Origin of the sequence: Stenotrophomonas sp. GD04024 (assembly GCF_029837545.1) — a bacterium.
GTDB classification, from domain to species: Bacteria; Pseudomonadota; Gammaproteobacteria; order Xanthomonadales; family Xanthomonadaceae; genus Stenotrophomonas; species Stenotrophomonas forensis.
Genome location: NZ_JAOEDV010000002.1, coordinates 1 through 18,374 on the forward strand (window position 1 = coordinate 1; position 18,374 = coordinate 18,374).

Annotated in this window: 17 protein-coding genes; 6 read left to right on the forward strand and 11 right to left on the reverse strand. The window is 67.5% G+C overall.

Translation table 11 applies throughout. The features are described 5' to 3' along the window. Nucleotides 1-172: 172 nt before the first annotated feature. The 4 genes from N7590_RS00850 to N7590_RS00865 form a co-directional block, all read right to left on the reverse strand. Nucleotides 173-1,777 carry a glucan biosynthesis protein D gene (locus tag N7590_RS00850; RefSeq protein WP_164242955.1) on the reverse strand — a complete coding sequence of 535 codons (1,605 nt, stop codon included), beginning with the start codon at nucleotides 1,775-1,777 and terminating at the stop codon, nucleotides 173-175. A 105-nt stretch (nucleotides 1,778-1,882) separates the two neighbouring features. Then, the gene (gene mutM, locus N7590_RS00855) at nucleotides 1,883-2,695 is read right to left on the reverse strand and encodes a bifunctional DNA-formamidopyrimidine glycosylase/DNA-(apurinic or apyrimidinic site) lyase (RefSeq protein ID WP_005421105.1); all 813 of its coding nucleotides are present in this window, start codon (nucleotides 2,693-2,695) and stop codon (nucleotides 1,883-1,885) included. Between the two features lie 52 nt (nucleotides 2,696-2,747). Then, complete coding sequence (locus N7590_RS00860; protein WP_164242954.1) at nucleotides 2,748-3,080, reverse strand: EF-hand domain-containing protein; 333 nt, start codon at nucleotides 3,078-3,080, stop codon at nucleotides 2,748-2,750. Next, a complete protein-coding gene (locus tag N7590_RS00865; protein ID WP_164242953.1) occupies nucleotides 3,077-4,279 on the reverse strand; it encodes a fatty acid desaturase in 1,203 nt (400 codons plus the stop codon). Before N7590_RS00865 ends, N7590_RS00860 begins: the two co-directional genes overlap by 4 nt. A 151-nt stretch (nucleotides 4,280-4,430) precedes the next feature. Between N7590_RS00865 and N7590_RS00870 the strand changes: the two genes are divergently transcribed. After that, entirely contained in the window at nucleotides 4,431-5,252 is an 822-nt protein-coding gene (locus N7590_RS00870; RefSeq protein WP_164242952.1) for an ATP-binding cassette domain-containing protein, read from the forward strand. 128 nt (nucleotides 5,253-5,380) lie between these two features. Here N7590_RS00870 and N7590_RS00875 read toward each other — a convergent pair whose 3' ends face one another. Both N7590_RS00875 and N7590_RS00880 read right to left on the reverse strand, forming a co-directional pair. Continuing rightward, nucleotides 5,381-6,589 (reverse strand): DUF4785 domain-containing protein, encoded by a 1,209-nt coding sequence (locus N7590_RS00875; RefSeq protein ID WP_279934976.1) that lies wholly within the window; start codon nucleotides 6,587-6,589, stop codon nucleotides 5,381-5,383. 11 nt (nucleotides 6,590-6,600) lie between these two features. Beyond that, a complete protein-coding gene (locus tag N7590_RS00880) occupies nucleotides 6,601-7,479 on the reverse strand; it encodes a hypothetical protein (RefSeq protein WP_164242950.1) in 879 nt (292 codons plus the stop codon). A 243-nt stretch (nucleotides 7,480-7,722) separates the two neighbouring features. On the opposite strand from N7590_RS00880, the gene N7590_RS00885 reads away from it, so the two are divergent. After that, nucleotides 7,723-8,562, forward strand: coding sequence for a phosphatase PAP2 family protein (locus tag N7590_RS00885; protein WP_279934977.1), 840 nt, complete (start codon nucleotides 7,723-7,725; stop codon nucleotides 8,560-8,562). 32 nt (nucleotides 8,563-8,594) lie between these two features. On the opposite strand, the gene N7590_RS00890 is transcribed toward N7590_RS00885, so the two are convergent. The 3 genes from N7590_RS00890 to N7590_RS00900 all read right to left on the reverse strand — a co-directional run bounded on the left by N7590_RS00890 (nucleotide 8,595) and on the right by N7590_RS00900 (nucleotide 12,586). Further along, nucleotides 8,595-9,545, reverse strand: coding sequence for a hypothetical protein (locus N7590_RS00890; RefSeq protein ID WP_204275162.1), 951 nt, complete (start codon nucleotides 9,543-9,545; stop codon nucleotides 8,595-8,597). Further along, complete coding sequence (locus N7590_RS00895) at nucleotides 9,527-10,084, reverse strand: hypothetical protein (RefSeq protein ID WP_053508024.1); 558 nt, start codon at nucleotides 10,082-10,084, stop codon at nucleotides 9,527-9,529. The genes N7590_RS00890 and N7590_RS00895 overlap by 19 nt, the downstream gene beginning before the upstream one ends. A gap of 234 nt (nucleotides 10,085-10,318) precedes the next feature. Continuing rightward, nucleotides 10,319-12,586 carry a TonB-dependent receptor gene (locus N7590_RS00900; protein WP_164242967.1) on the reverse strand — a complete coding sequence of 756 codons (2,268 nt, stop codon included), beginning with the start codon at nucleotides 12,584-12,586 and terminating at the stop codon, nucleotides 10,319-10,321. A gap of 160 nt (nucleotides 12,587-12,746) precedes the next feature. Between N7590_RS00900 and N7590_RS00905 the strand changes: the two genes are divergently transcribed. Both N7590_RS00905 and N7590_RS00910 read left to right on the forward strand, forming a co-directional pair. Next, nucleotides 12,747-13,805 carry a TIGR00266 family protein gene (locus N7590_RS00905; RefSeq protein WP_164242968.1) on the forward strand — a complete coding sequence of 353 codons (1,059 nt, stop codon included), beginning with the start codon at nucleotides 12,747-12,749 and terminating at the stop codon, nucleotides 13,803-13,805. Between the two features lie 183 nt (nucleotides 13,806-13,988). Further along, nucleotides 13,989-14,981, forward strand: coding sequence for a patatin-like phospholipase family protein (locus tag N7590_RS00910; protein ID WP_164240930.1), 993 nt, complete (start codon nucleotides 13,989-13,991; stop codon nucleotides 14,979-14,981). A gap of 39 nt (nucleotides 14,982-15,020) precedes the next feature. Here N7590_RS00910 and N7590_RS00915 read toward each other — a convergent pair whose 3' ends face one another. Next, nucleotides 15,021-15,506, reverse strand: coding sequence for an Lrp/AsnC family transcriptional regulator (locus N7590_RS00915; RefSeq protein WP_053508030.1), 486 nt, complete (start codon nucleotides 15,504-15,506; stop codon nucleotides 15,021-15,023). A 125-nt stretch (nucleotides 15,507-15,631) separates the two neighbouring features. Between N7590_RS00915 and phhA the strand changes: the two genes are divergently transcribed. Together phhA and N7590_RS00925 are read left to right on the forward strand one after the other, a co-directional pair. Continuing rightward, nucleotides 15,632-16,525 carry a phenylalanine 4-monooxygenase gene (gene phhA / locus N7590_RS00920; protein WP_053508031.1) on the forward strand — a complete coding sequence of 298 codons (894 nt, stop codon included), beginning with the start codon at nucleotides 15,632-15,634 and terminating at the stop codon, nucleotides 16,523-16,525. A 30-nt stretch (nucleotides 16,526-16,555) separates the two neighbouring features. Next, a complete protein-coding gene (locus N7590_RS00925) occupies nucleotides 16,556-17,206 on the forward strand; it encodes a DUF4375 domain-containing protein (protein WP_164240928.1) in 651 nt (216 codons plus the stop codon). 53 nt (nucleotides 17,207-17,259) lie between these two features. Here N7590_RS00925 and N7590_RS00930 read toward each other — a convergent pair whose 3' ends face one another. Continuing rightward, complete coding sequence (locus N7590_RS00930) at nucleotides 17,260-18,360, reverse strand: GDSL-type esterase/lipase family protein (protein WP_164240927.1); 1,101 nt, start codon at nucleotides 18,358-18,360, stop codon at nucleotides 17,260-17,262. Between the last annotated feature and the right edge of the window lie 14 nt (nucleotides 18,361-18,374).

Below are 18,374 nucleotides of genomic sequence, written 5' to 3' on the forward strand. Positions count from 1 at the left end.
CGGTTGAGGGGGCGTGAGCGCCATGGATGGCGCGACCGAGGCTACATGGACGTATTTACGCCGTCCCCCTCAACCGGACCCACCCCGCCATCCCACGGAATGCCCGCTTTTGACGTTGACGTTGACGTCAGCAGGTGCAGGGCTGCAAGCCCTGCGAACCCACCACCCCCTCTCAGTACAGCGTGCGCTCCGGTGCACCGGCCGGCGGCGGGGTGTACTGGTACAGCCAGGTCTCGGTGAGGGTCTTGCCACCACTGCGCAGGAACAGGCGGATGTCGATCTGCTCGGTGCTGCCTTCCGGCGGCACCAAGTCGAACATCGCGCGGTAGCCGTTGATCTCGCGCAGCGGCCGTGCCGACACGATCTCGACCCGGCCGCGGCTGGCTTCCACCACCGCTTCAACCTCGGCCTTGTCGATCAACGAGGCCAGCTCGCCACCTTCGAAGTCCACCGCGAAGCGCCAGCTGAAATACTCGCGCTTCTTGCCGATCACGCCGCCCAAGCCGGTGCGGCTGGCGACGCAGTGCGCCAGCGGCGGCCGTGCCGGCGGTTCGGCGCCCCAGTACAGGCGGTAGCCGACCAGCAGTTCCTGGCCCGGCTGCGGCTTTTCCTTCGGGTTCCAGAACGCCACGATGTTGTCGAAGGTCTCGTCCACGGTGGGAATCTCCACCAGCTGCACCGAGCCCTCGCCCCACTCGCCCTTCGGCTCCACCCACAGGCACGGGCGCTTCTCGTAGAACACGCCATCGTCCTGGTAGTGATCGAAGTTGCGGTCGCGCTGCAGCAGGCCGAAGCCGCGCGGGTTGCGGTCCACGAACATGTTGAAACGCAGGTTGCGCGGGTTCAGCAGCGGCCGCCAGATCCATTCACCGGCACCGGTCCACAGCGACAGGCCGTCGGTATCGTGGATTTCCGGGCGCCAGTCCCAGCCCATGCGGCGGTCGTTCTCGCCCACCTGGTACATGCTGGTGCACGGTGCGATGCCCAGGCGTTCGATGGCCTTGCGCGGGTACAGCGCGCTGTCGATGTCCATCAGCAGCACGTCGCCATTGGTGATGGCGAAGCGATAGGCGCCGGCCACGCTGGGCGAATCCAGCAGCCCATAGACCACGATCGTCTCCGAATCGGCCGACGGCTGTTCCAGGTAGTAGGCGATGAAATCCGGGAATTCCTCCGGCTTGCCCATGCCGGTGTCGATCGCCAGGCCGCGTGCGGACTGGCCATACTGGCCCTCCTTGCCCACCGCGCGGAAGTAGCTGGCGCCGAGGAACGCGGCGAAGTCGCGGTCGGTGTCCTTGCGTGTGTTGAGGCGGAACCCGGCGAAGCCGAGGTCGGCCGGCAGTTCGCCATCCTTGATGCCGCTCTTTCCGTAGTTGAACGCCGCGCCGTCATAGGCCAGCTCCTGCGCCTTGCCGTCGACCACATCGAACATGCGTACCGGCGAGTGGAAGTACAGGCCCAGATGGAAGAACTTGGCCTGGAACCTGCCTGGCTGGTCCGCCCACAGCGCGTGGTCCTGGCGGTAGCCGATCGACTGGTACTGGTCCCAGTCCAGGCCTTCCAGGCGGCCCGGCAGCACCCGCTTGTGGCTCTTGTAGGGCGCCTGTGCCAGCGCGCGTGCCTGGCCCTTCAGGGTGGCAAAGTCGAACGGCTGCGGCTGGCCGAGGCGGCGCAGGCCCATCTGGCCGCTCTTGCTGGCCGCGCATGCGGGCAGGGACGGCAGGCCGAATGCAGCCAGGGCGAGGGAGGCATTGCGGATGAAGTCGCGTCGTTGCATGCAGGCGCGTCAGGCACAGAAGGAAGGTCGGCCATCATAGGCAGACAAACGTTAACGGGCAGCGGAGACGGCCCCTGCCCGTTCAGCTGCCGCTGGCCGCCCGGCTCAGCGCTGGCAGTGGCTGCACCAGACGCTGGCACGCTGGCCGATGGTGGCGTGCTTCAGCGCGCGGCCGCAGTTCGGGCAGGGCAACCCATCACGGCCGTACACCAGCAGCTCCTGCTCGAAGTAGCCCGGTGCGCCGTCGGGGCTGATGAAATCGCGCAGGGTGGTACCGCCACGGGTGATCGCATACCCGAGGATCTCCTTCACCGCATCGGCCAGCCGCTGGTAGCGCTCGCGCGAAATCTTTCCCGCCTCGCGCAGCGGGCTGATGCCGGCCTTGAACAGGCTTTCGGCGGCGTAGATGTTGCCCACGCCCACCACCACCGCCTGGTCCATCAGGAAGGTCTTCACCGGCGCGCTGCGGCCACGGCTGCGGGCGAACAGGTAATCGCCATCGAAGGCATCGTCCAGCGGCTCCGGGCCCAGGCCCTGCAACAGCGGGTGGATCTCGCCGGCCGGCTGCCACAGCAGGCTGCCGAAGCGGCGCGGGTCGTTGAAGCGCAGCAGGCGGCCATTGTCGAGGCTGATGTCGACGTGGTCGTGGGCACGCAGCGGGGTATCGCCAGGCAACACGCGCAGGCTGCCGGACATGCCAAGGTGCAGCACCGCGCTGCCGATGGCGGTGTCCAGCAGCAGGTACTTGGCGCGCCGGCGGATATCCTCGATGCGCTGCCCGGGCAGCAGTTCGGCCACTTCCGGCGGAATCGGCCAGCGCAGATCGGCGCGGCGCAGGATCACCCCATGCACGCGGCGCCCCTGCAGATGCGGCGCCAGGCCGCGACGGGTGGTTTCGACTTCGGGCAGTTCAGGCATGCGGCGATTCTACGCCTCAGCGCCGGGCATCGCCGGGCGCCGGCAGGCGTGCTCAGCGCGGCGGCGCGGCCAGCTCGCGCGCATCCAGGAAGCCGTCGCCATTGGCATCCTGCTTATGGAAGCGCTGCACGATCACCTGCCGCTGCTGATCGCGGCTGATCGCCCTGCCCTTGCCACCGGGCAGCTCATCGGCGGTCAGCATGCCGTCGCCATTGCGGTCCATGCGATCGAAGGCGTACAGCATCCACTGCACGTACTCGGCCTCACTGACCTTGCCGTCGCCATCGCTGTCCATCCGCTGCAGGTAGCTGGCTGTATCGGTGACCTGGGCCAGCGCAGCACCCGGCAGTAACGCCGCCAGCAGCAGCCCGAGCCCTGCCCTCACGCGCCCACCAGGCTGTAGCCCTTCAAGCGTGCGGCGTAGGCCTGCAGCGCCGCGATGCCGCTTTCCTCGGCCTCGCGGCACCAGGCCTGCAGTTGATGCAGGCGCTCGGCGGCATCGTGGCCGCGGGCTTCCAGCAGCGCGGCCAATCGCCCGCGGTACTCGACCAGCGTGCGGATGCGCGGCCGCTGCGCCACCCATTCGCTGAGCTGGGCACGGCTGTCCGGCTTCAGCCAGCGGCCGTCGTTGACCAGGCCACGGCGCAGCCGGCGTGGCAGCAGGCGGCGCAGCTTGGCCCCGGCGTGGGCGGCCTCCTCGCGCAGGGCCGGCATGAATACATTGCGCTGGTAATCGGTCATCGCCTGGAAACGGTGCGACAGCAGCGCCTTCAGGGTTTCGGCATCAGGCACGGCGATATTCGGGCGCACGTCCATGGCCGGCGCCACCCGCAGCACCTTGGCCAGGCGCAGCACCTGCAGCAGGCGGATCGCACTCCAGCCGATGTCGAATTCCCAGCGCCGCATCGCAAAGCGCGCCGAGCTGGGGAAGGCATGGTGGTTGTTGTGCAGCTCCTCGCCGCCGATCCAGAATCCCCACGGCGTCAGGTTGGTGGAGGTATCGGCCGACTCATAGTTGCGGTAGCCCCACCAGTGGCCAAGGCCATTGACCACGCCGGCCGCCCAGAACGGAATCCATGCCATCTGGATCGCCCACAGGGCCACGCCGGGCAGGCCAAACAACACGGTATTGATCGCCAGCAGCAGCACAGGCCCGAACGTGGCGTGCGGGGTATACAGGCGGCGCTCGATCACGTCGTCCGGGGTGCCGCGCCCGTACTGCTCGATGTCCGCGCGCATGCCGCGCGCTTCGCGGTACAGCTCCACGCCGTGCCAGAACACCTTGCCGATGCCGCGGGTGACCGGGCTGTGCGGGTCCTCCTCGGTCTCCACCTTGGCGTGGTGCTTGCGGTGGATGGCCACCCATTCGCGGGTGATCATCGAGGTGGTCAGCCACAGCCAGAAGCGGAACACGTGGGCCAGCGCCGGGTGGAAATCGACCCCGCGGTGGGCCTGGCTGCGGTGCAGGTAGAGGGTCACCGAGAAGATGGTGATCTGGGTGAAGACCAGCAGGACCGCCAACATGGCCCACCACCCCAGGCCGAGCACACCACCGGTCAACAGGGACATCAGGTCATCTGGCATGACGGCGCTCCGGTTCGGTGCGGGGATGGCAGACATCATGGGCGCTTGCGTTGCAAACTGCATCCCTGCGGCGGTGATCTGCACCGCCATCCGTGGCACCGTTCACAGTTGGGGACCCGAGTTGTCGAACCTTGATCCACGCGCCAGCGCCATGACCGCCGCCGCGCCCGCCGCGGCACTGCCCCCGTTGATCGAACTGGACCGCGCCACCGTGGTGCGCGGCCAGGTGAAGGTGCTGCACGGGCTCAGCCTGCGCATCGCGCAGGGCCAGCACACTGCCCTGCTCGGCCCGAACGGCTGCGGCAAGTCGACCTTCATCAAGCTGATCACCCGCGAGCTGTACCCGCTGGCGCAAGGTGACGGTTCGGTGGCCGTCAAGGTGCTGGGCCAGAACCGTTGGCAGGTGGACCGGCTGCGCTCGCAGCTGGGCATCGTCACCGGCGACCTCAGCAGCAACCTGGCCGACATGCCCGGGCTGACCGTGGAACAGGCGGTGCTGTCCGGCTTCTTCGCCAGCTACGTGGTACCCGCCTTCCGCGAAGTGACCGCCGACATGCGCACGCGCGTCGGCGAGACGCTGGCGATGACCGGCGCCCTGTCGCTGCGCGAGCGCGCCTATGCCGAGCTTTCGGCCGGCGAGACCCGCCGCGTGCTGATCGCCCGCGCGCTGGTCAACCGGCCGCAGGCGCTGCTGCTGGACGAGCCGTCCACCGGCCTGGACCTGGTCGCCCGCGAGCAGCTGGTGGCAACCATGCGGGTGCTGGCGCAGCAGGGCATCACCCTGGTGCTGGTGACCCACCACATCGAAGAAATCATTCCCGAGATCGAGCGGGTGGTGCTGCTGCGCGATGGCCGCGTACTGGCCGATGGCAGCCGCGCCGAGCTGCTGCGCAACGAACCGCTGTCGGCGGTGTTCGGCGGCGCGATCACGGTGATCGAGCAGGAAGGCCGGCTGACCGCGTACGCGGGGTAATCGACATGCCGTTGTAGAGCCGAGCCCACGCTCGGCTGCTCGTGATCACGGCAAACGGCAGCCGAGCATGGGCTCAGCTCTACAGGATGCAATGCAGCGGGCCGGAACCCGGCCCGCTGCACGCAACCTCAGAACTGCAACGCCAGCGCGCGCGACTCGATCGGTGCCATCCGGCTCTGGTCCTGCAGCTGCAGGTCACGCAGTTCGTACGGCGCACCGAAGCCCGCGGGCAATGCCGCCTGGTCGAACGGCAACACCAGCTGCCCAGCACCCGGGCCATCGAACCACGCCGCCGCATGTGCCTGTGCCACCGGCTTCAACTGGCCATCGCGGGCAGTGGCATACAGCGTGCCCCGCGCCTCGTAGCGGCCGGCGGCGGCCACCTGCAGCGGCAGCGCCACCTGGCGGCTGGCCGGGTCCGGCGTCGCCTGGCCACTGAAGCGCGCGGTCGGTCGCGCCACCGCGAAGGCCACCTTGCCATCGCGCAGCACACCGTCGGCCTGGGCGAACACCTGCAGCTCCCATAGCCCCTGCACGCTACCGACATCGGCCGGAATCCGCACCTGCGCGCGCAGGCTGCCATCGGTGGTGCGTAACAGGCGCTGCGGCCAGCTGCGGCCGTCCGGCGCGACCAGCAGGGCTTCGCCGCCCAGGCCGCCACGCCGCGATGCCAGCTGCGCGGCGGTGGCGCCGTCTTCCAGCAGGCGTGCCTGCAGCTGCACATTGCCACCGGCCAGCACCTGCCCCTGGCTGGCCTGCACCTCCAGCCGCAGCGGGCTGTTCGGCTCCAGCACCTGCACCACGTAGCGGCCCTGCGCCTGTGCACTCTGCAGCGTGTAGGCACCGGCCGCGCTGGCCGCGCCGGTACGCAGCATGCTGCTGCCATCACCCACCGGCATGCCGGCGTCCTGCAGTGCGCGTGCATCGACACTGCGGGCCACGCTGCTGCGGCCGGCCGGGTCGCGTACCTGCAGGGTGCTGGCCGGCAGCGCGCGGGCACCTTCGGCCGGGCTCAGCTGGATCACCGCATCGGCCGCCGTCAGCTGTAGTGCCAGGCCGCGCTGCAGCTGCGTGCCGTCGACCTGCTGCCAGTAGCTGCGGCTGACCGAGGCATACGGCGTGGCGGCCTGCAGTGGTTGTGCCGGGTCCAGCACCCAGGCAAACGACAACGGCGCGTGTTCGCTTTCATCAACAGGCAGCGGCGCGGGCACCAGTGCCGCAGGCACCTGATCGCCTGCGCGGGCGGCTTGCAGTGGCTGTGCGGCGTGCGCCGCGGACAGTGAAAGGGGCAGCACCGCCAGCACGGCACTGGCCAGCAGGGTGGAATGGATCGTCATGGTCGTCTTCCTCACTGGGCCAGGTCGTTGCGCAGGATCGTGCCGAGGCCGAAGCACTCGCGTCGGCTCTGATTGTGGCTGAGCGGCTCTGCCCCCTGGGTGCGCGCCTTGTCGGTGAACCAGGTGGTGCCGGCGGCCTTCTGGCTGCTGCACTCCAGGAACCCATCGGAACAGGACGACAGCCAGTTCTGGGTGAACTCCAGGCCGACATTGGCGGCATAGCCTCCGCAGTAGCTGTTGCTGTCCCACACCGCCGATTCGACATCACTGCCGACCATCGCGCGGAAGGGTTTGGGCAATGCTGGGCGGCCGGCAGTGCCGTACAGGTTCTGCGCGTTGTAGGTGGCCATGCTCGCCACCTGTTGCTGGCGCACCGCGTCGTTCTTGTAGCCCAGCAACCAGCCCAGCGAGGTTTCGAAGGTGTTGCCATTTAGCACCGCATCGGCCAGTGGCGTGCCCGCCGAAGACGGTGCCAGCGCGTTGACCTTGCGTACCGTGCGGATGATCTTCGGATAGCGGCTGTCGTAGGTCGGGTTGGACAGGATCCAGCGCATCACGTTGCCGCCGTTGGAATGGGTGATCACCACCAGCTGGGTGATGCCGCGGCTGTCGATGAAGCTGGTCAGCTGGTTGGCCAGGCAGCCGGCGGCTTCCGGCTTCCACATGTACTGGGTGAAATCGCAGTTGATGACGACGTAGTTGCTGCTGTTCGGCAGGCCCTGGCGCACGGTGTCGATGATGGCCGGCTGCCAGTAGTCCTGGGTGGCATTGGTCTGCGCGCCGGTGCCGTGCACGAAGGCCACGCCATGGACATCGGCGGCCTGGGCGGGGGTGCAGGCCAGGCCCAACAGCAGGGCCAGGGCGGTACTTCCTGTTGCGGTGCTGCGCATCGCATCTCTCCCTCGTCAGCAGATCCCCCCGGCCCGGCTGTGGGCCGATGCTGGCTGCGAATGCGCGTGAAAGTCCGTGCGCTGCGCCCGTATTCGGGAGATTGGCGAAGATGGATGATGTTGTTTCAGGATGATGACTACCCAGAGCCACCATGCCGGGTCTGGCCGTATGACCGATGGGCGCTGCGGGCGGCGGAAGGGGCTGCGATCATGGCCGCTGTGTTTTCTGTCTCGAGCCTGCCCATGTCGTTGCCCACCCTCCCCGCCCGCCCCCTGCTCGGCCTGGCCATTGCCCTGTCGCTGGCCGGTTGCGCATCCACCGCCACCGCGCCGACTGCGGTGGAAGCCAACATCACCACCAAGACGGTGGGTTACCTGGACAAGGCCGCCGTGCCGGCCAGCATCGCCCTGGTACCGGCACCGCCGGCCGCCGGTTCGGCCGGCGGCGCACTGGACGAACAGGTCAGCCGCGAAGCCCGCGCCCTGCGTGGCACGCCGCGCTTCGCCCAGGCCACGAGCGATGCCGAACTCGGCTTCCCGGCCGGCGCCAACCAGTTCTCCTGCGCGGCCGACATCGATGTGGACGCGGTGAAAACCCCGGCCCTGTACCGTCTGCTGGAACGCAGCCGCATCGATGCCAGCGCGGCCACCAAGGCAGCCAAGAACCAGTACCAGCGTCCGCGCCCGTTCATGGTCAACGGCGAGCCGACCTGCACGCCCGACGACGAAGCCGGGCTGCGCAAGAACGGCTCCTATCCGTCCGGCCATACCTCCATCGGCTGGGCCTGGGCGCTGATCCTGTCGGAGATCGCGCCGGACCGCGCCGACGCCATCCAGGCGCGAGGCCGCAACTACGGTGAGAGCCGCCTGGTGTGCAATGTGCACTGGCAGAGCGACATCCTCGAAGGGCGTTTCATGGGCGCCGCCGCCGTGGCGCGCCTGCATGCCAACGCCGCGTTCAACAAGGATCTGCTGGCCGCACGCAAGGAGATTGCGGATGCGCGCAAGGCCGGACTGCATTCCAGCCGCGACTGCGCGGCCGAGGAAGCGGTGCTGAAGGTGCGGCCGGAAAGCGCGCTGTAAGACATCGCCGCTGCGCTCGCGGTTCCGCGGCGCTACCGACTGCGCCGCGGAACGGCGGCATCGGCGATGGCCTTTGTCAGCGTCGCCTTGTTGCCGCCGCGTGGCCAGCCCACCACCCGCGCGGCGACCCCGCCGTCGCGCAGGATGTAGAACGTGGGTGTTCCCCAGTAGCCGACCTCTGAAAAGCCGGACTGACGGGCCACAATGTGGATCGGCAGGTCAGGATGACGGTCGTTCCAATCCCTGAAGATGCGCGGATCGAGCGTTCCATCCTGTGGCGACAGCCACAGGGCGCGTGGACCGGAAAGCACCCGCATCAGCTCGGGGTCTGTGCGGGCGGCTTCTGCGGCCGCCCGCGTGAAGCCGCAGGCAGGATGCGCGATGACGATGATGTCCAAAGACGCCAGGTCAGCCTGAGCGGAGCTGAAGCGCTCGCCATCGGGACCAGGAGTCCAGTACTCGAGCGGCCTGATGACATCGGGAAATCGCGGCACGGGACGACCATTGAACGCCGCCAGCCACGGCGATACGGGCGTCAACGCAGTGGCATCACGGCTCAGCATGGCAATGGCTGCTCCGGCGCGTGCGTCGGCAGGATGCAGCTCACCTCGCCTGCGCAGCTCGACACCCACGCGCAGTGCAATGGTCGAGTAGCGCGGCTGTTTGCTTGCCACAGCGGCCGCGTGGGTCGCCCGCAGCAGTACCCGCAGGTCAGATGCAGCCAGCGAGGACAGCGTACCGGTGTGAGGCAGGACACTGGTGTCGAATGCACGATCAACCAGTGCCCCGCGCTCGCGCCAGTCATGATCCGGCCCCGAGAGGCTTTCCCACGTTTGCTGCACGATGGCGTGGCCCTCCTCCAGGGATTCGCCGGCAGCACAGGGAAAGGACAGGATCACCGCCATCATGGTGGCGACCGGGAGCAACCCACGCGTGACGGTGCGTGGGCGCCGCAGGGCCGTGATCAGCAGTTGGACGTGCATATGTGCGCCGTCGATTCCTCGCAGGTGGCGTGCGAGATGCACTTGTAGCCGGGATAGTCGGCCTCGTTGCAGTGTTCTCCCACACCACAACGCAGGCTGCGTGCGGTGTCCAGTATCTGCAGAACCGCCTGGTCTTCCTCTGAATTGACCCTGACATCGGGCATGACCGCCACCAGATGCTCAAACCCAAACGGCTTCAGCACGCGATGGAGATCGGCCGCCCCCAGTTCCCGTGCCAGATCGGAGTAATCGAAAGTGGTCAGTCCGAGGTCATTGAACCGTAGCGATGCGGTGAAGCGCGCGCGCGATGCAGGCGTCAGTTTGTAAAGGGGAAAAGTATCGGTATCCCCGAATGTCTTTGCATACGCATCGAATGATCGCTGATCGGTGATCGACGCTGTTCTCTTTTCCAGCTGCAGTCGCTGGTCGTCCAGGCGCGTCGTTGTTGCCGCTCCGTCAGCCTTGAACCCTGCAGATGCCTGCGTCGACAGCAGGAGCATGACGAAGCCGACTGTCAGCCGCGACGTTTTCCTCTTCATTGCAGTACCCCGGTTGCCCGGAAGATTCCGGTAGCCACGGTTGTACGCCGATTCTGTCCGAGCGCGCCGACCCAAGGTCAGGTTCGCGGAAATTGAGACATATCTTTGCCTCCGCTCACACTTTTCAAGCCCTACCCGCATTGCGGACATGTCCATTTGCGACATGGTCGCGCATCAAAAGAAAGGGCCGGCATTGCGCCGGCCCTTCTTCATTGCATCACGCCATCAACCGCATCAGAACTTCGCGGTGAACTCGACGCCGAACGTGCGCGGCTCGTTGAGGAAGCCGGTCAGGTTGTTGAAGTCGATCGCGCCGACCACGCGGGTCTGGTTGGTCAGGTTGCGGCCGAACACAGCCACGTCGTACTGGCCGTAATCCCAGTTGTAGCCCACGCGCAGGCCACCTTCCAGCGAGCTGCGGCTGCGGAACTCCGGCGACTCGTACAGGAAGAAGTTCACCGCGCTCTTGTATGCCCAGTCGGTGTAGACGTAGACCTCGCTGGCGTCGTTCACCGGGAAGCCGGCACGCAGGGTCAGGTTGTGGATCCACTTCGGCGCCTGCGGCAGTGGGTTGCCGTTGACCAGCGCGTAGGTGCCGCCGTTGATGACGGTGGTCGGGTCGGTGATGGTGCAGCCACCGCCACAGATCGCCACGGCCAGATCCTTGTCCTTGATCTCGGTGTCGTTGTAGCTGCTGCCCAGGGTCATCAGCACGTGGTCGGTCAGGTACGCCTCGAAGTCCAGCTCGAAGCCCTGGCCGATGGTCTTGTCGGCGTTGAGCAGGGTGGCGGTGTTGTTGCTGCCACCCACGGCGATCAGCTGCTGGCCATCGACGTTGTAGCGGAACACGTTGAAGCCCAGGCGTGCGCGACGGTCGAACAGGTCGGCCTTGATGCCGGCTTCATACGAGATCACCTTCTCCGAATCGGCCTGGGTGACGCCGCCGAAGGCCAGACGGCCCTGGATCGACGGTGCACGGAAGCCCTTGGCCACGCGCGCATAGGCGTTGATGTTGTCGGTGATCTGGTAGACGCCGCTCAGGTCCCAGCTGACATCGTCGACATCGCTGTTGGCCAGGTACGGACCGCTGACCGGGGTGCCACCCGGCACGGCCTGCAGCACGCTGGCGGTGAAGTCCTTCTTGTCCTGGGTGTAACGCACGCCGGCACGCAGCTTGAAGCGGTCGGTCACGTCCAGATCGCCCGAGGCGAACGCCGCCCAGGCCTTGTTGCGCTGGCTCTGCACGGCATGGCCGGTCTGCGGGTTGCCCGGGGTCAGCGAGTCGTAGTTGAAGCTGTCGATGGTCACGTCTTCATCGAAGTAGAAGACGCCGGCCTGCCAGTCGAAGCGGCCCCACTCGTTGGATTCGACGCGGAATTCCTGCGTCCACTGGCGGTGGTGCGGCAGGCCGTCAGCCGATTCGGACGGGAACGGAATGTTGCCCGGGCCGTAGTTGCCGGCGCCCAGGAACGAGGCACCGTAGCCGCCGTCGACGTCGCCGTGGTTCAGCGATTCGGCGGTTTCATAGCCGGTGATCGAGTGCAGGGTGACGCGGCCGAGGTCCCACTTGATGCGTGCGCTGCCGCCCCAGGTTTCCAGGTTGGAGAAGTTCAGGCCGTCGGTGGAGACCTTGTCGCGGTCGAAGTTCTCGACCAGCGCATTGCTGCCCTTCTGGATGATGTTGGCGCGGAACAGGCGGGCGGTGCCGTTGAGCTTGCGCTTGTGCAGGTTGAACAGCGCTTCGACGTCATCACCTTCGTACAGGAACTGCACGCGGCCCGCGGCTTCGTCATAGCCTTCGAATCCCGAGCTGGGTGCATTGGCAACGGTGTTGTCGACGTAGTTGTCGCGGCGCTGGTACAGCGCCGACACGCGCGCCGACCAGCGGCTGGTCAGCGGGCCGCCGTAGGCGCCCTGCACGTTCCAGGTGTCATACGTGCCGTAGGACATCTTCACGTAGCCATCGGCGTCCTGCGACGGACGGGCCGAATCGAACTTGACCACGCCGGCCGGGGTGTTGCGGCCGAACAGCGTACCCTGCGGGCCACGCAGCACTTCCACGCCGGCCAGGTCGAACAGCGGGAAGCCCTTCAGCAGCGGGCTTTCCTGCACCACGTCGTCATACACCAGCGAGACCGGCTGCGACGCGTTGAGATCGAAGTCGGTGTTGCCCAGGCCGCGGATGTAGAAGCGCGGGAAGGCACGACCGTAGGACGATTCGATGTTCAGGCTGGGCACGCGGGCCGACAGGAAGCGGATGTCATCGCCGGCAGAGCCGAGCACATCCAGCTTCTCACCCTGGATCGCCGTGATCGCGACCGGCACGTCCTTGGCGTTCTCGACGCGGCGCTGTGCGGTGACCTGCAGGGCGTCGAGGGCAACCGGATCCTTGGCAGCGGAGGTTTCCTGGGCAGCTGCTACCAGCGGCAGCAGGGCGGAAAGAGCGGCAACGAGGGGACGCGCGACCGGAAATCGGCCACGGGAAGTGCGGGTCGGAGACATGGCGGTAGGCTGTGTTTGGAGGGGTGGTGAAACGGCGCTACCAGATAATTGTTGCAATACAGCACCTGCGCCGCAAATGCCGATCGTTCATGGCGTTTGCCCGCAGCGCCACCGGCAGGCCGCTAGACTCGGTGTTTCCCCTTGCTACAGAGCTGCTGCAATGACCCAGTGGTACTTCCATGCCGCCGGCCAGGCCGAGCGCATCGGCCCGCTCGATGAGGGCGACGCGCGCCGTTTTGCGCAGGAGAATCCGCATGCACTGGCCTGGAGCCAGGGCATGGACGGCTGGACACCCGTGTCCGAAACAGCCGCATTGCAGGGCGCTGCGCCCCCGGTTGGGCCCACCTCGCCCGTCCCCGCGCCGCCGGTGCCGACTGTTGCCGCGACGGCCGCAACGCAGACCGTCAGCAGCAGTGGCGGCCAAGGCGATCCCATCGATTTCCGCATCGTCGGCCATGAAATGCAGTTCGTGGAGATCGGCCTGGACCCGGGCGAAAGCGCGATCGCCGAGGCCGGCGCGCTGATGTTCAAGGAATCCACGGTGCAGATGGACACCGTGTTCGGCGACGGCTCGCAGGCCAGCAGCGGCTTCATGGGCAAGGTGATGGCCGCCGGCAAGCGCGTGCTGACCGGCGAGAGCCTGTTCGCCACCGTCTACACCCAGAGCGGCCACGGCAAGGGCAAGGTCGCCTTCGCCGCGCCCTACCCCGGCACCGTGCTGGCGATGAAGCTGGACCAGCATGGCGGCCGCCTGATCTGCCAGAAGGACAGCTTCCTGGCCGGCGCGCGCGGCGTGCAGATCGGCGTGCAGTTCCAGCGCAGGATCATGACCGGGCTGTTCGGCGGCGAGGGCTTCATCATGCAGAAGCTGGAGGGCGACGGCTGGGTGTTCATCCACGCTGGCGGCTGCGTGGTCGAGCGCGAGCTGGCGGCTGGCGAGCGCCTGGACGTGGATACCGGCTGCGTGGTGGCCTACCACCCGACCGTGGACATGGATGTGCGCCGTGTCACCGGCGTCAAGAGCATGCTGTTCGGTGGCGAGGGTGTGTTCCTGGCCACGCTGACCGGCCCGGGCAAGGTCTGGCTGCAATCGCTGCCGTTCTCGCGCCTTGCCGGGCGCATGTGGATGGCGGCGCCGCAGGGCGGTGGCCAGAGCCGTGGCGAGGGCTCGGTGCTCGGCGGACTCGGCCGGATGCTGGACGGCGACAACCGGTTCTGACCGCCTCCGGTAGTGCCGGCCGCTGGCCGGCAACCTCATGGACCTCTGCCGGCATCCCAGCAATTGCCGGCCAGCGGCCGGCACTACCTTTATGAATAGGTAACTCCCCCACCCTGCCCGCCCCGCCAGCGCTTCGGTATGCTGGCGCCCTTTCCAGAATCCGGCGCCGCGAGCGCATTGCCGATGAGCCTGTTCCGCCCCCGCATGCTGCTGTCCGTCGCCCTGATCGGCCTGCTGGCCGGCTGCGGCGGCGATCCGGTCCGTCCCACGCCGCCGTCGGCACCGACCGTGGTGCCGCAGGCCAAGCCGGTGAAGATCGGCATCGCGCTGGGTGGCGGCGCAGCCAAGGGCTTCGCCCACATCGGCGTGATCAAGATGTTGGAAGCCAACGGCTTTGAACCGGTGGTGGTGTCCGGCACCAGCGCCGGCAGCGTGGTCGGCGCGCTGTATGCCAGCGGCATGGACGCGTTCCAGATGCAGAGCAAGGCGGTGGCGCTGGACGAAGCCAGCATCCGCGACGTGCGACTGTTCTCCGGTGGCCTGGTGCAGGGCCAGAAGCTGCAGGACTACGTCAACGAACAGGTGGCCAACCGCCCGGCCGAACGCCTGAAGAAGCCGTTCGCCGCCGTCGCCACGCAGCTGGAAACCGGCGAGCGCGCGATCTTCGTGCGCGGCAACGTCGGCCAGGCCGTGCGTGCGTCGAGCAGCATCCCCGGCGTGTTCGAGCCGGTGAAGATCGGTGGCCACAACTACATCGATGGCGGCGTGGTCAGCCCGGTGCCGGTGGATGCCGCGCGCCAGCTAGGCGCCGACTTCGTGATCGCCGTGGACATCTCCAGCAAGGCCAGTGGCAAGGCGCCCACCGGCATGCTCGGCATCGTCAACCAGTCGATCTCGATCATGGGCCAGCGCCTGGGCGAGCAGGAACTGGCGCGCGCCGACATCGTGATCCGGCCGAAGGTACTGGACATCGGCGCTGCCGATTTCAGCCAGCGCGGCACCGCGATCCTGGAGGGCGAGAAGGCCGCGATGGCGGCGATGCCGCAGATCCGCGCGAAGATCCAGCAGCTGCAGAAGGCACGTGCTGCGGCAGCCGCACCCGCGCCGGTGGCGGCGCCGAAGTGCGAGGAAGCCTCGCGCCTGGGCAAGCTGATGGGCCGCAAGGACAAGTGCTGATCGGTTGATGCCTGGCCACCGGACACGCCCGGTGGCCGCTCAGGACTCCAGCTGCGACAGCGGCAGTGCCTGGAAGCCCTTGACCGTGCGCAGCACGAAGCTGGAATTGGCATCGGCCACGCCCCCGGCGTTGAGCAGCCGGTCCAGCAGGAAGTGCGAGAAGTGTTCCAGGTCGCGCACGTAGACATGCAGCAGATAGTCCATGTCGCCGGTCAGCGCATGGCAGGCCACTACTTCATCCCAGCCCTGCACGCTGTCCACGAAATGGCCGATGGCGGCCTGGTCGTGCTTTTCCAGCTGCACGCGCACGAAGGCCTGCAGGCCCAGGCGCAGCTGCCGTGGCTCCAGCCGCGCACCGTAGCCGACGATCACGCCCTCGCTTTCCAGCCGCTGCAGGCGCCGCAGGCAGGCCGAGGGCGAAAGGTTCACCCGCGCCGCAAGCTCGGCGTTGGTGGCGCGCCCATCCTTCTGGATTTCCGCCAGCAGGCGTATATCCGTGCGATCGAACTGGACTTCTCCGGCCATTGTTGCCCCGCAACATGGTGAGTACGCAAGGATATTGCGCCAACAAGGCCAATCGGCGCAACTTTTGCAACCCTGTTGCGCGCGCCCTGCCCTAGTATCGTGGGTATCCCTTCAAGGAGTGCCCCATGGACCTCGCCCAGCCCCGCCGCGTCGAACACCAGCAGACCGACAAGGGCTACGTGCCGGTGTACACCACCGCGCTTGTCGAGCAGCCGTGGGACACCTACAGCGCCGACGACCACGCCACCTGGAGCACGCTGTACCAGCGCCAGCGCGAGCTGCTGGTCGGCCGTGCCTGCCAGGAGTTCCTGGATGCGCAGGACGAGATGGGCATGAGCGCGCACATGATTCCGCGCTTCGACCAGCTCAACGAAGTGCTCGGCGCCGCCACCGGCTGGACCCTGGTCGGCGTTGAAGGCCTGCTGCCGGAACTGGATTTCTTCGACCACCTGGCCAACCGCCGCTTCCCGGTGACCTGGTGGATCCGCCGCCCGGACCAGATCGACTACATCGCCGAGCCGGACCTGTTCCACGATCTGTTCGGCCACGTGCCGCTGCTGATGAACCCGGTGTTCGCCGACTACATGGAGGCCTACGGCCGCGGTGGCGTCAAAGCCCACGCGATCGGCCCGGATGCACTGCAGAACCTCACGCGCCTGTACTGGTACACGGTGGAATTCGGCCTGATCGACACGCCCGACGGCCTGCGCATCTACGGTGCCGGCATCGTGTCGTCGAAGGGTGAATCGCTGTACTCGCTGGAATCGGCGGCGCCCAACCGCATCGGCTTCGACCTGCAACGGATCATGCGCACGAAGTACCGCATCGATACCTTCCAGAAGACCTACTTCGTCATCGACAGCTTCGAACAGCTGATGCAGGCGACCTCGCCGGACTTCACCCCGATCTATGCCGCACTGGCCGACCAGGCGCACCTGCCCGCCGGTGATGTACAGGCCGATGACCGCGTGTTCCAGGCCGGTACCGGCGAAGGCTGGGCCGACGGCGGCGACGTGTAGACACGCGGTCGCGCAGGTAGTCTGCGGGACATGACTGATGTGTTTGCTGCCTTCCGCGTCACCGACGTCGCCTTCGACGACGACTTCATCCTGCTGACCCTGGCCGATGGCCGGCGTACCCGCCAGCCGCTGCGTTGGGCGCCGGCACTGTTCGAAGCCACGCCCGAGCAGCGCGCGCAGTGGGTCGCCACGGCCAATGGCCTGGGCGTGAACTGGCCGGCCCTGCTGCCGCCGCGCGAGGATGGCGTGGTCGATGTTCCCAACCAGGTGTGGGACGACCGCTACGAGGCGGCGCTGGCGCGCTTGAAGGCGGCCGCATGGGCGCTGGATGCGTTGTCCGATGAAGACCAGCAGCTGGTGGCGCTGTGGCGCATGGAAGCGGACATCAACAACGGCGGCTTCATGCAGTTCCTGTGCAACTGGGGTGACCCTACCTGCCAGCTGGCGCTGCGTGCGTTGCAGGCGATGGGCGCGGTGCAGACCCACGCGATCCTGGCCGGCATGCGCGGGTTGCTGGACCGGCTGGAGGACGACCCGGCGATCACGCAGCTGCACGAGCTGTACGGCGCGATGACCGAGGAGGAGCAGGCCGCCCTGCACGCCTTCGACGAAGCCTATTTCGAGCGGCCGGAAGACCTGGCGCGGTTGGGGCTGAAGCATTTCGGGCCGGAGCCGTTGTAGAGCCAAGCGCGGATCGCGTTGATCTGTAGAGCCGAGCCCATGCTCGGCTGCGTTCAATCACGCGGGTACGCCAGCAGCACCACCAGATCCTCCTCACCCACCTGCTGCAGCGCGTGCGTGCTGCCCGTGCGCGTCAGCAGCGCGTGGCCCGCGCGCACGTCATGCTGCTTGCCATCCAGCACGTAGCTGCCCTGCCCGCTCACGATGTAGTAGATCTCGTCCTTGTGCTGCGGGTGCAGGCCGATGCCGGCGCCCTTGTGCAGCACCCGCTTGCGCAGCACTAACGGCAGATTCGCCGCGCCAGCGAAGAACGGATACGCGGTGGTCGGCCCTGCACCACCGTGCGGGCCGGGCTGCGTACGCGCAACCGTGTCTTCGTGCAACACCTGCGAGGGCCACTGCGCATCGGCGCCCTGCCCTGCGCCCGTCACATCGCAGTCGATGTCACGCACCAGCGCCGGTTGCAGCGCCGGCAGCAGCGGCACCGCCTCGCGCAGCACCAGGCAGGCCACCGCATTGGCACCGGCCACGCTGAAGTGTGTGCCGTCGGCCTTGTTCTGCTCGGGCACGAACAGGAAATACGGCCGCGCGCCCTGCTCGCCCAGCGCGCGGATCCAGCGTGTGCTGCGGTCGTTGAGCTCGATCAGCGCGACGTGCTCGCGCGCCGCCAACTGCTGCATCGCCAGCGTGTAGCGCGCGTGCGTGTCCAGCAGTGAACCGAAGTCGTACAGCAGTCGCGCCACCGGCGTGACCAGTATCGGTGTCGCGCCCTTGTCGCGCGCCACCTGCACATGGCGCATCAGCAGGCGCGGATAGTCAGTGTCCGGATCGGTGTAACGCGTGCGGTCTTCGAACTTCGCATCGTTGTGGCCGAACTGGATCAGCAGCACGTCGCCGCGGCGAAGCTCGCTGGCGATCGCCTCCAGGCGCCCTTCGTCGATGAAGCTGCGCGTGCTGCGCCCGCTCTTGGCGTGGTTGTGTACTTCGAAGCGCGCCGGGTCCAGGTAGCTCTGCAGCGCCTGGCCCCAGCCCGCCTGCGGCGCACGCTCCGGCCCGTACTCGGCGGCGGTGGAGTCACCGGCGATGAACAGCCGCACCGGCGCCGCCTGCGCGGTGGTGCACGAGAGCAGCAACAGCAGCAGCAGGTTGCGCATGGCGGAGCCCCGGT

Coding starts and splice junctions, on each gene's coding strand:
- N7590_RS00890 (WP_204275162.1), bottom strand. CDS start 9,545: ATGCACGTCCAACTGCTGATCACGGCCCTGCGGCGCCCACGCACCGTC.
- N7590_RS00930 (WP_164240927.1), bottom strand. CDS start 18,360: ATGCGCAACCTGCTGCTGCTGTTGCTGCTCTCGTGCACCACCGCGCAG.
- phhA (WP_053508031.1), top strand. CDS start 15,632: ATGGACCTCGCCCAGCCCCGCCGCGTCGAACACCAGCAGACCGACAAG.
- N7590_RS00885 (WP_279934977.1), top strand. CDS start 7,723: ATGTCGTTGCCCACCCTCCCCGCCCGCCCCCTGCTCGGCCTGGCCATT.
- N7590_RS00865 (WP_164242953.1), bottom strand. CDS start 4,279: ATGCCAGATGACCTGATGTCCCTGTTGACCGGTGGTGTGCTCGGCCTG.
- N7590_RS00915 (WP_053508030.1), bottom strand. CDS start 15,506: ATGGCCGGAGAAGTCCAGTTCGATCGCACGGATATACGCCTGCTGGCG.
- N7590_RS00850 (WP_164242955.1), bottom strand. CDS start 1,777: ATGCAACGACGCGACTTCATCCGCAATGCCTCCCTCGCCCTGGCTGCA.
- mutM (WP_005421105.1), bottom strand. CDS start 2,695: ATGCCTGAACTGCCCGAAGTCGAAACCACCCGTCGCGGCCTGGCGCCG.
- N7590_RS00925 (WP_164240928.1), top strand. CDS start 16,556: ATGACTGATGTGTTTGCTGCCTTCCGCGTCACCGACGTCGCCTTCGAC.
- N7590_RS00895 (WP_053508024.1), bottom strand. CDS start 10,084: ATGAAGAGGAAAACGTCGCGGCTGACAGTCGGCTTCGTCATGCTCCTG.
- N7590_RS00870 (WP_164242952.1), top strand. CDS start 4,431: ATGACCGCCGCCGCGCCCGCCGCGGCACTGCCCCCGTTGATCGAACTG.
- N7590_RS00905 (WP_164242968.1), top strand. CDS start 12,747: ATGACCCAGTGGTACTTCCATGCCGCCGGCCAGGCCGAGCGCATCGGC.
- N7590_RS00900 (WP_164242967.1), bottom strand. CDS start 12,586: ATGTCTCCGACCCGCACTTCCCGTGGCCGATTTCCGGTCGCGCGTCCC.
- N7590_RS00880 (WP_164242950.1), bottom strand. CDS start 7,479: ATGCGCAGCACCGCAACAGGAAGTACCGCCCTGGCCCTGCTGTTGGGC.
- N7590_RS00875 (WP_279934976.1), bottom strand. CDS start 6,589: ATGACGATCCATTCCACCCTGCTGGCCAGTGCCGTGCTGGCGGTGCTG.
- N7590_RS00910 (WP_164240930.1), top strand. CDS start 13,989: ATGAGCCTGTTCCGCCCCCGCATGCTGCTGTCCGTCGCCCTGATCGGC.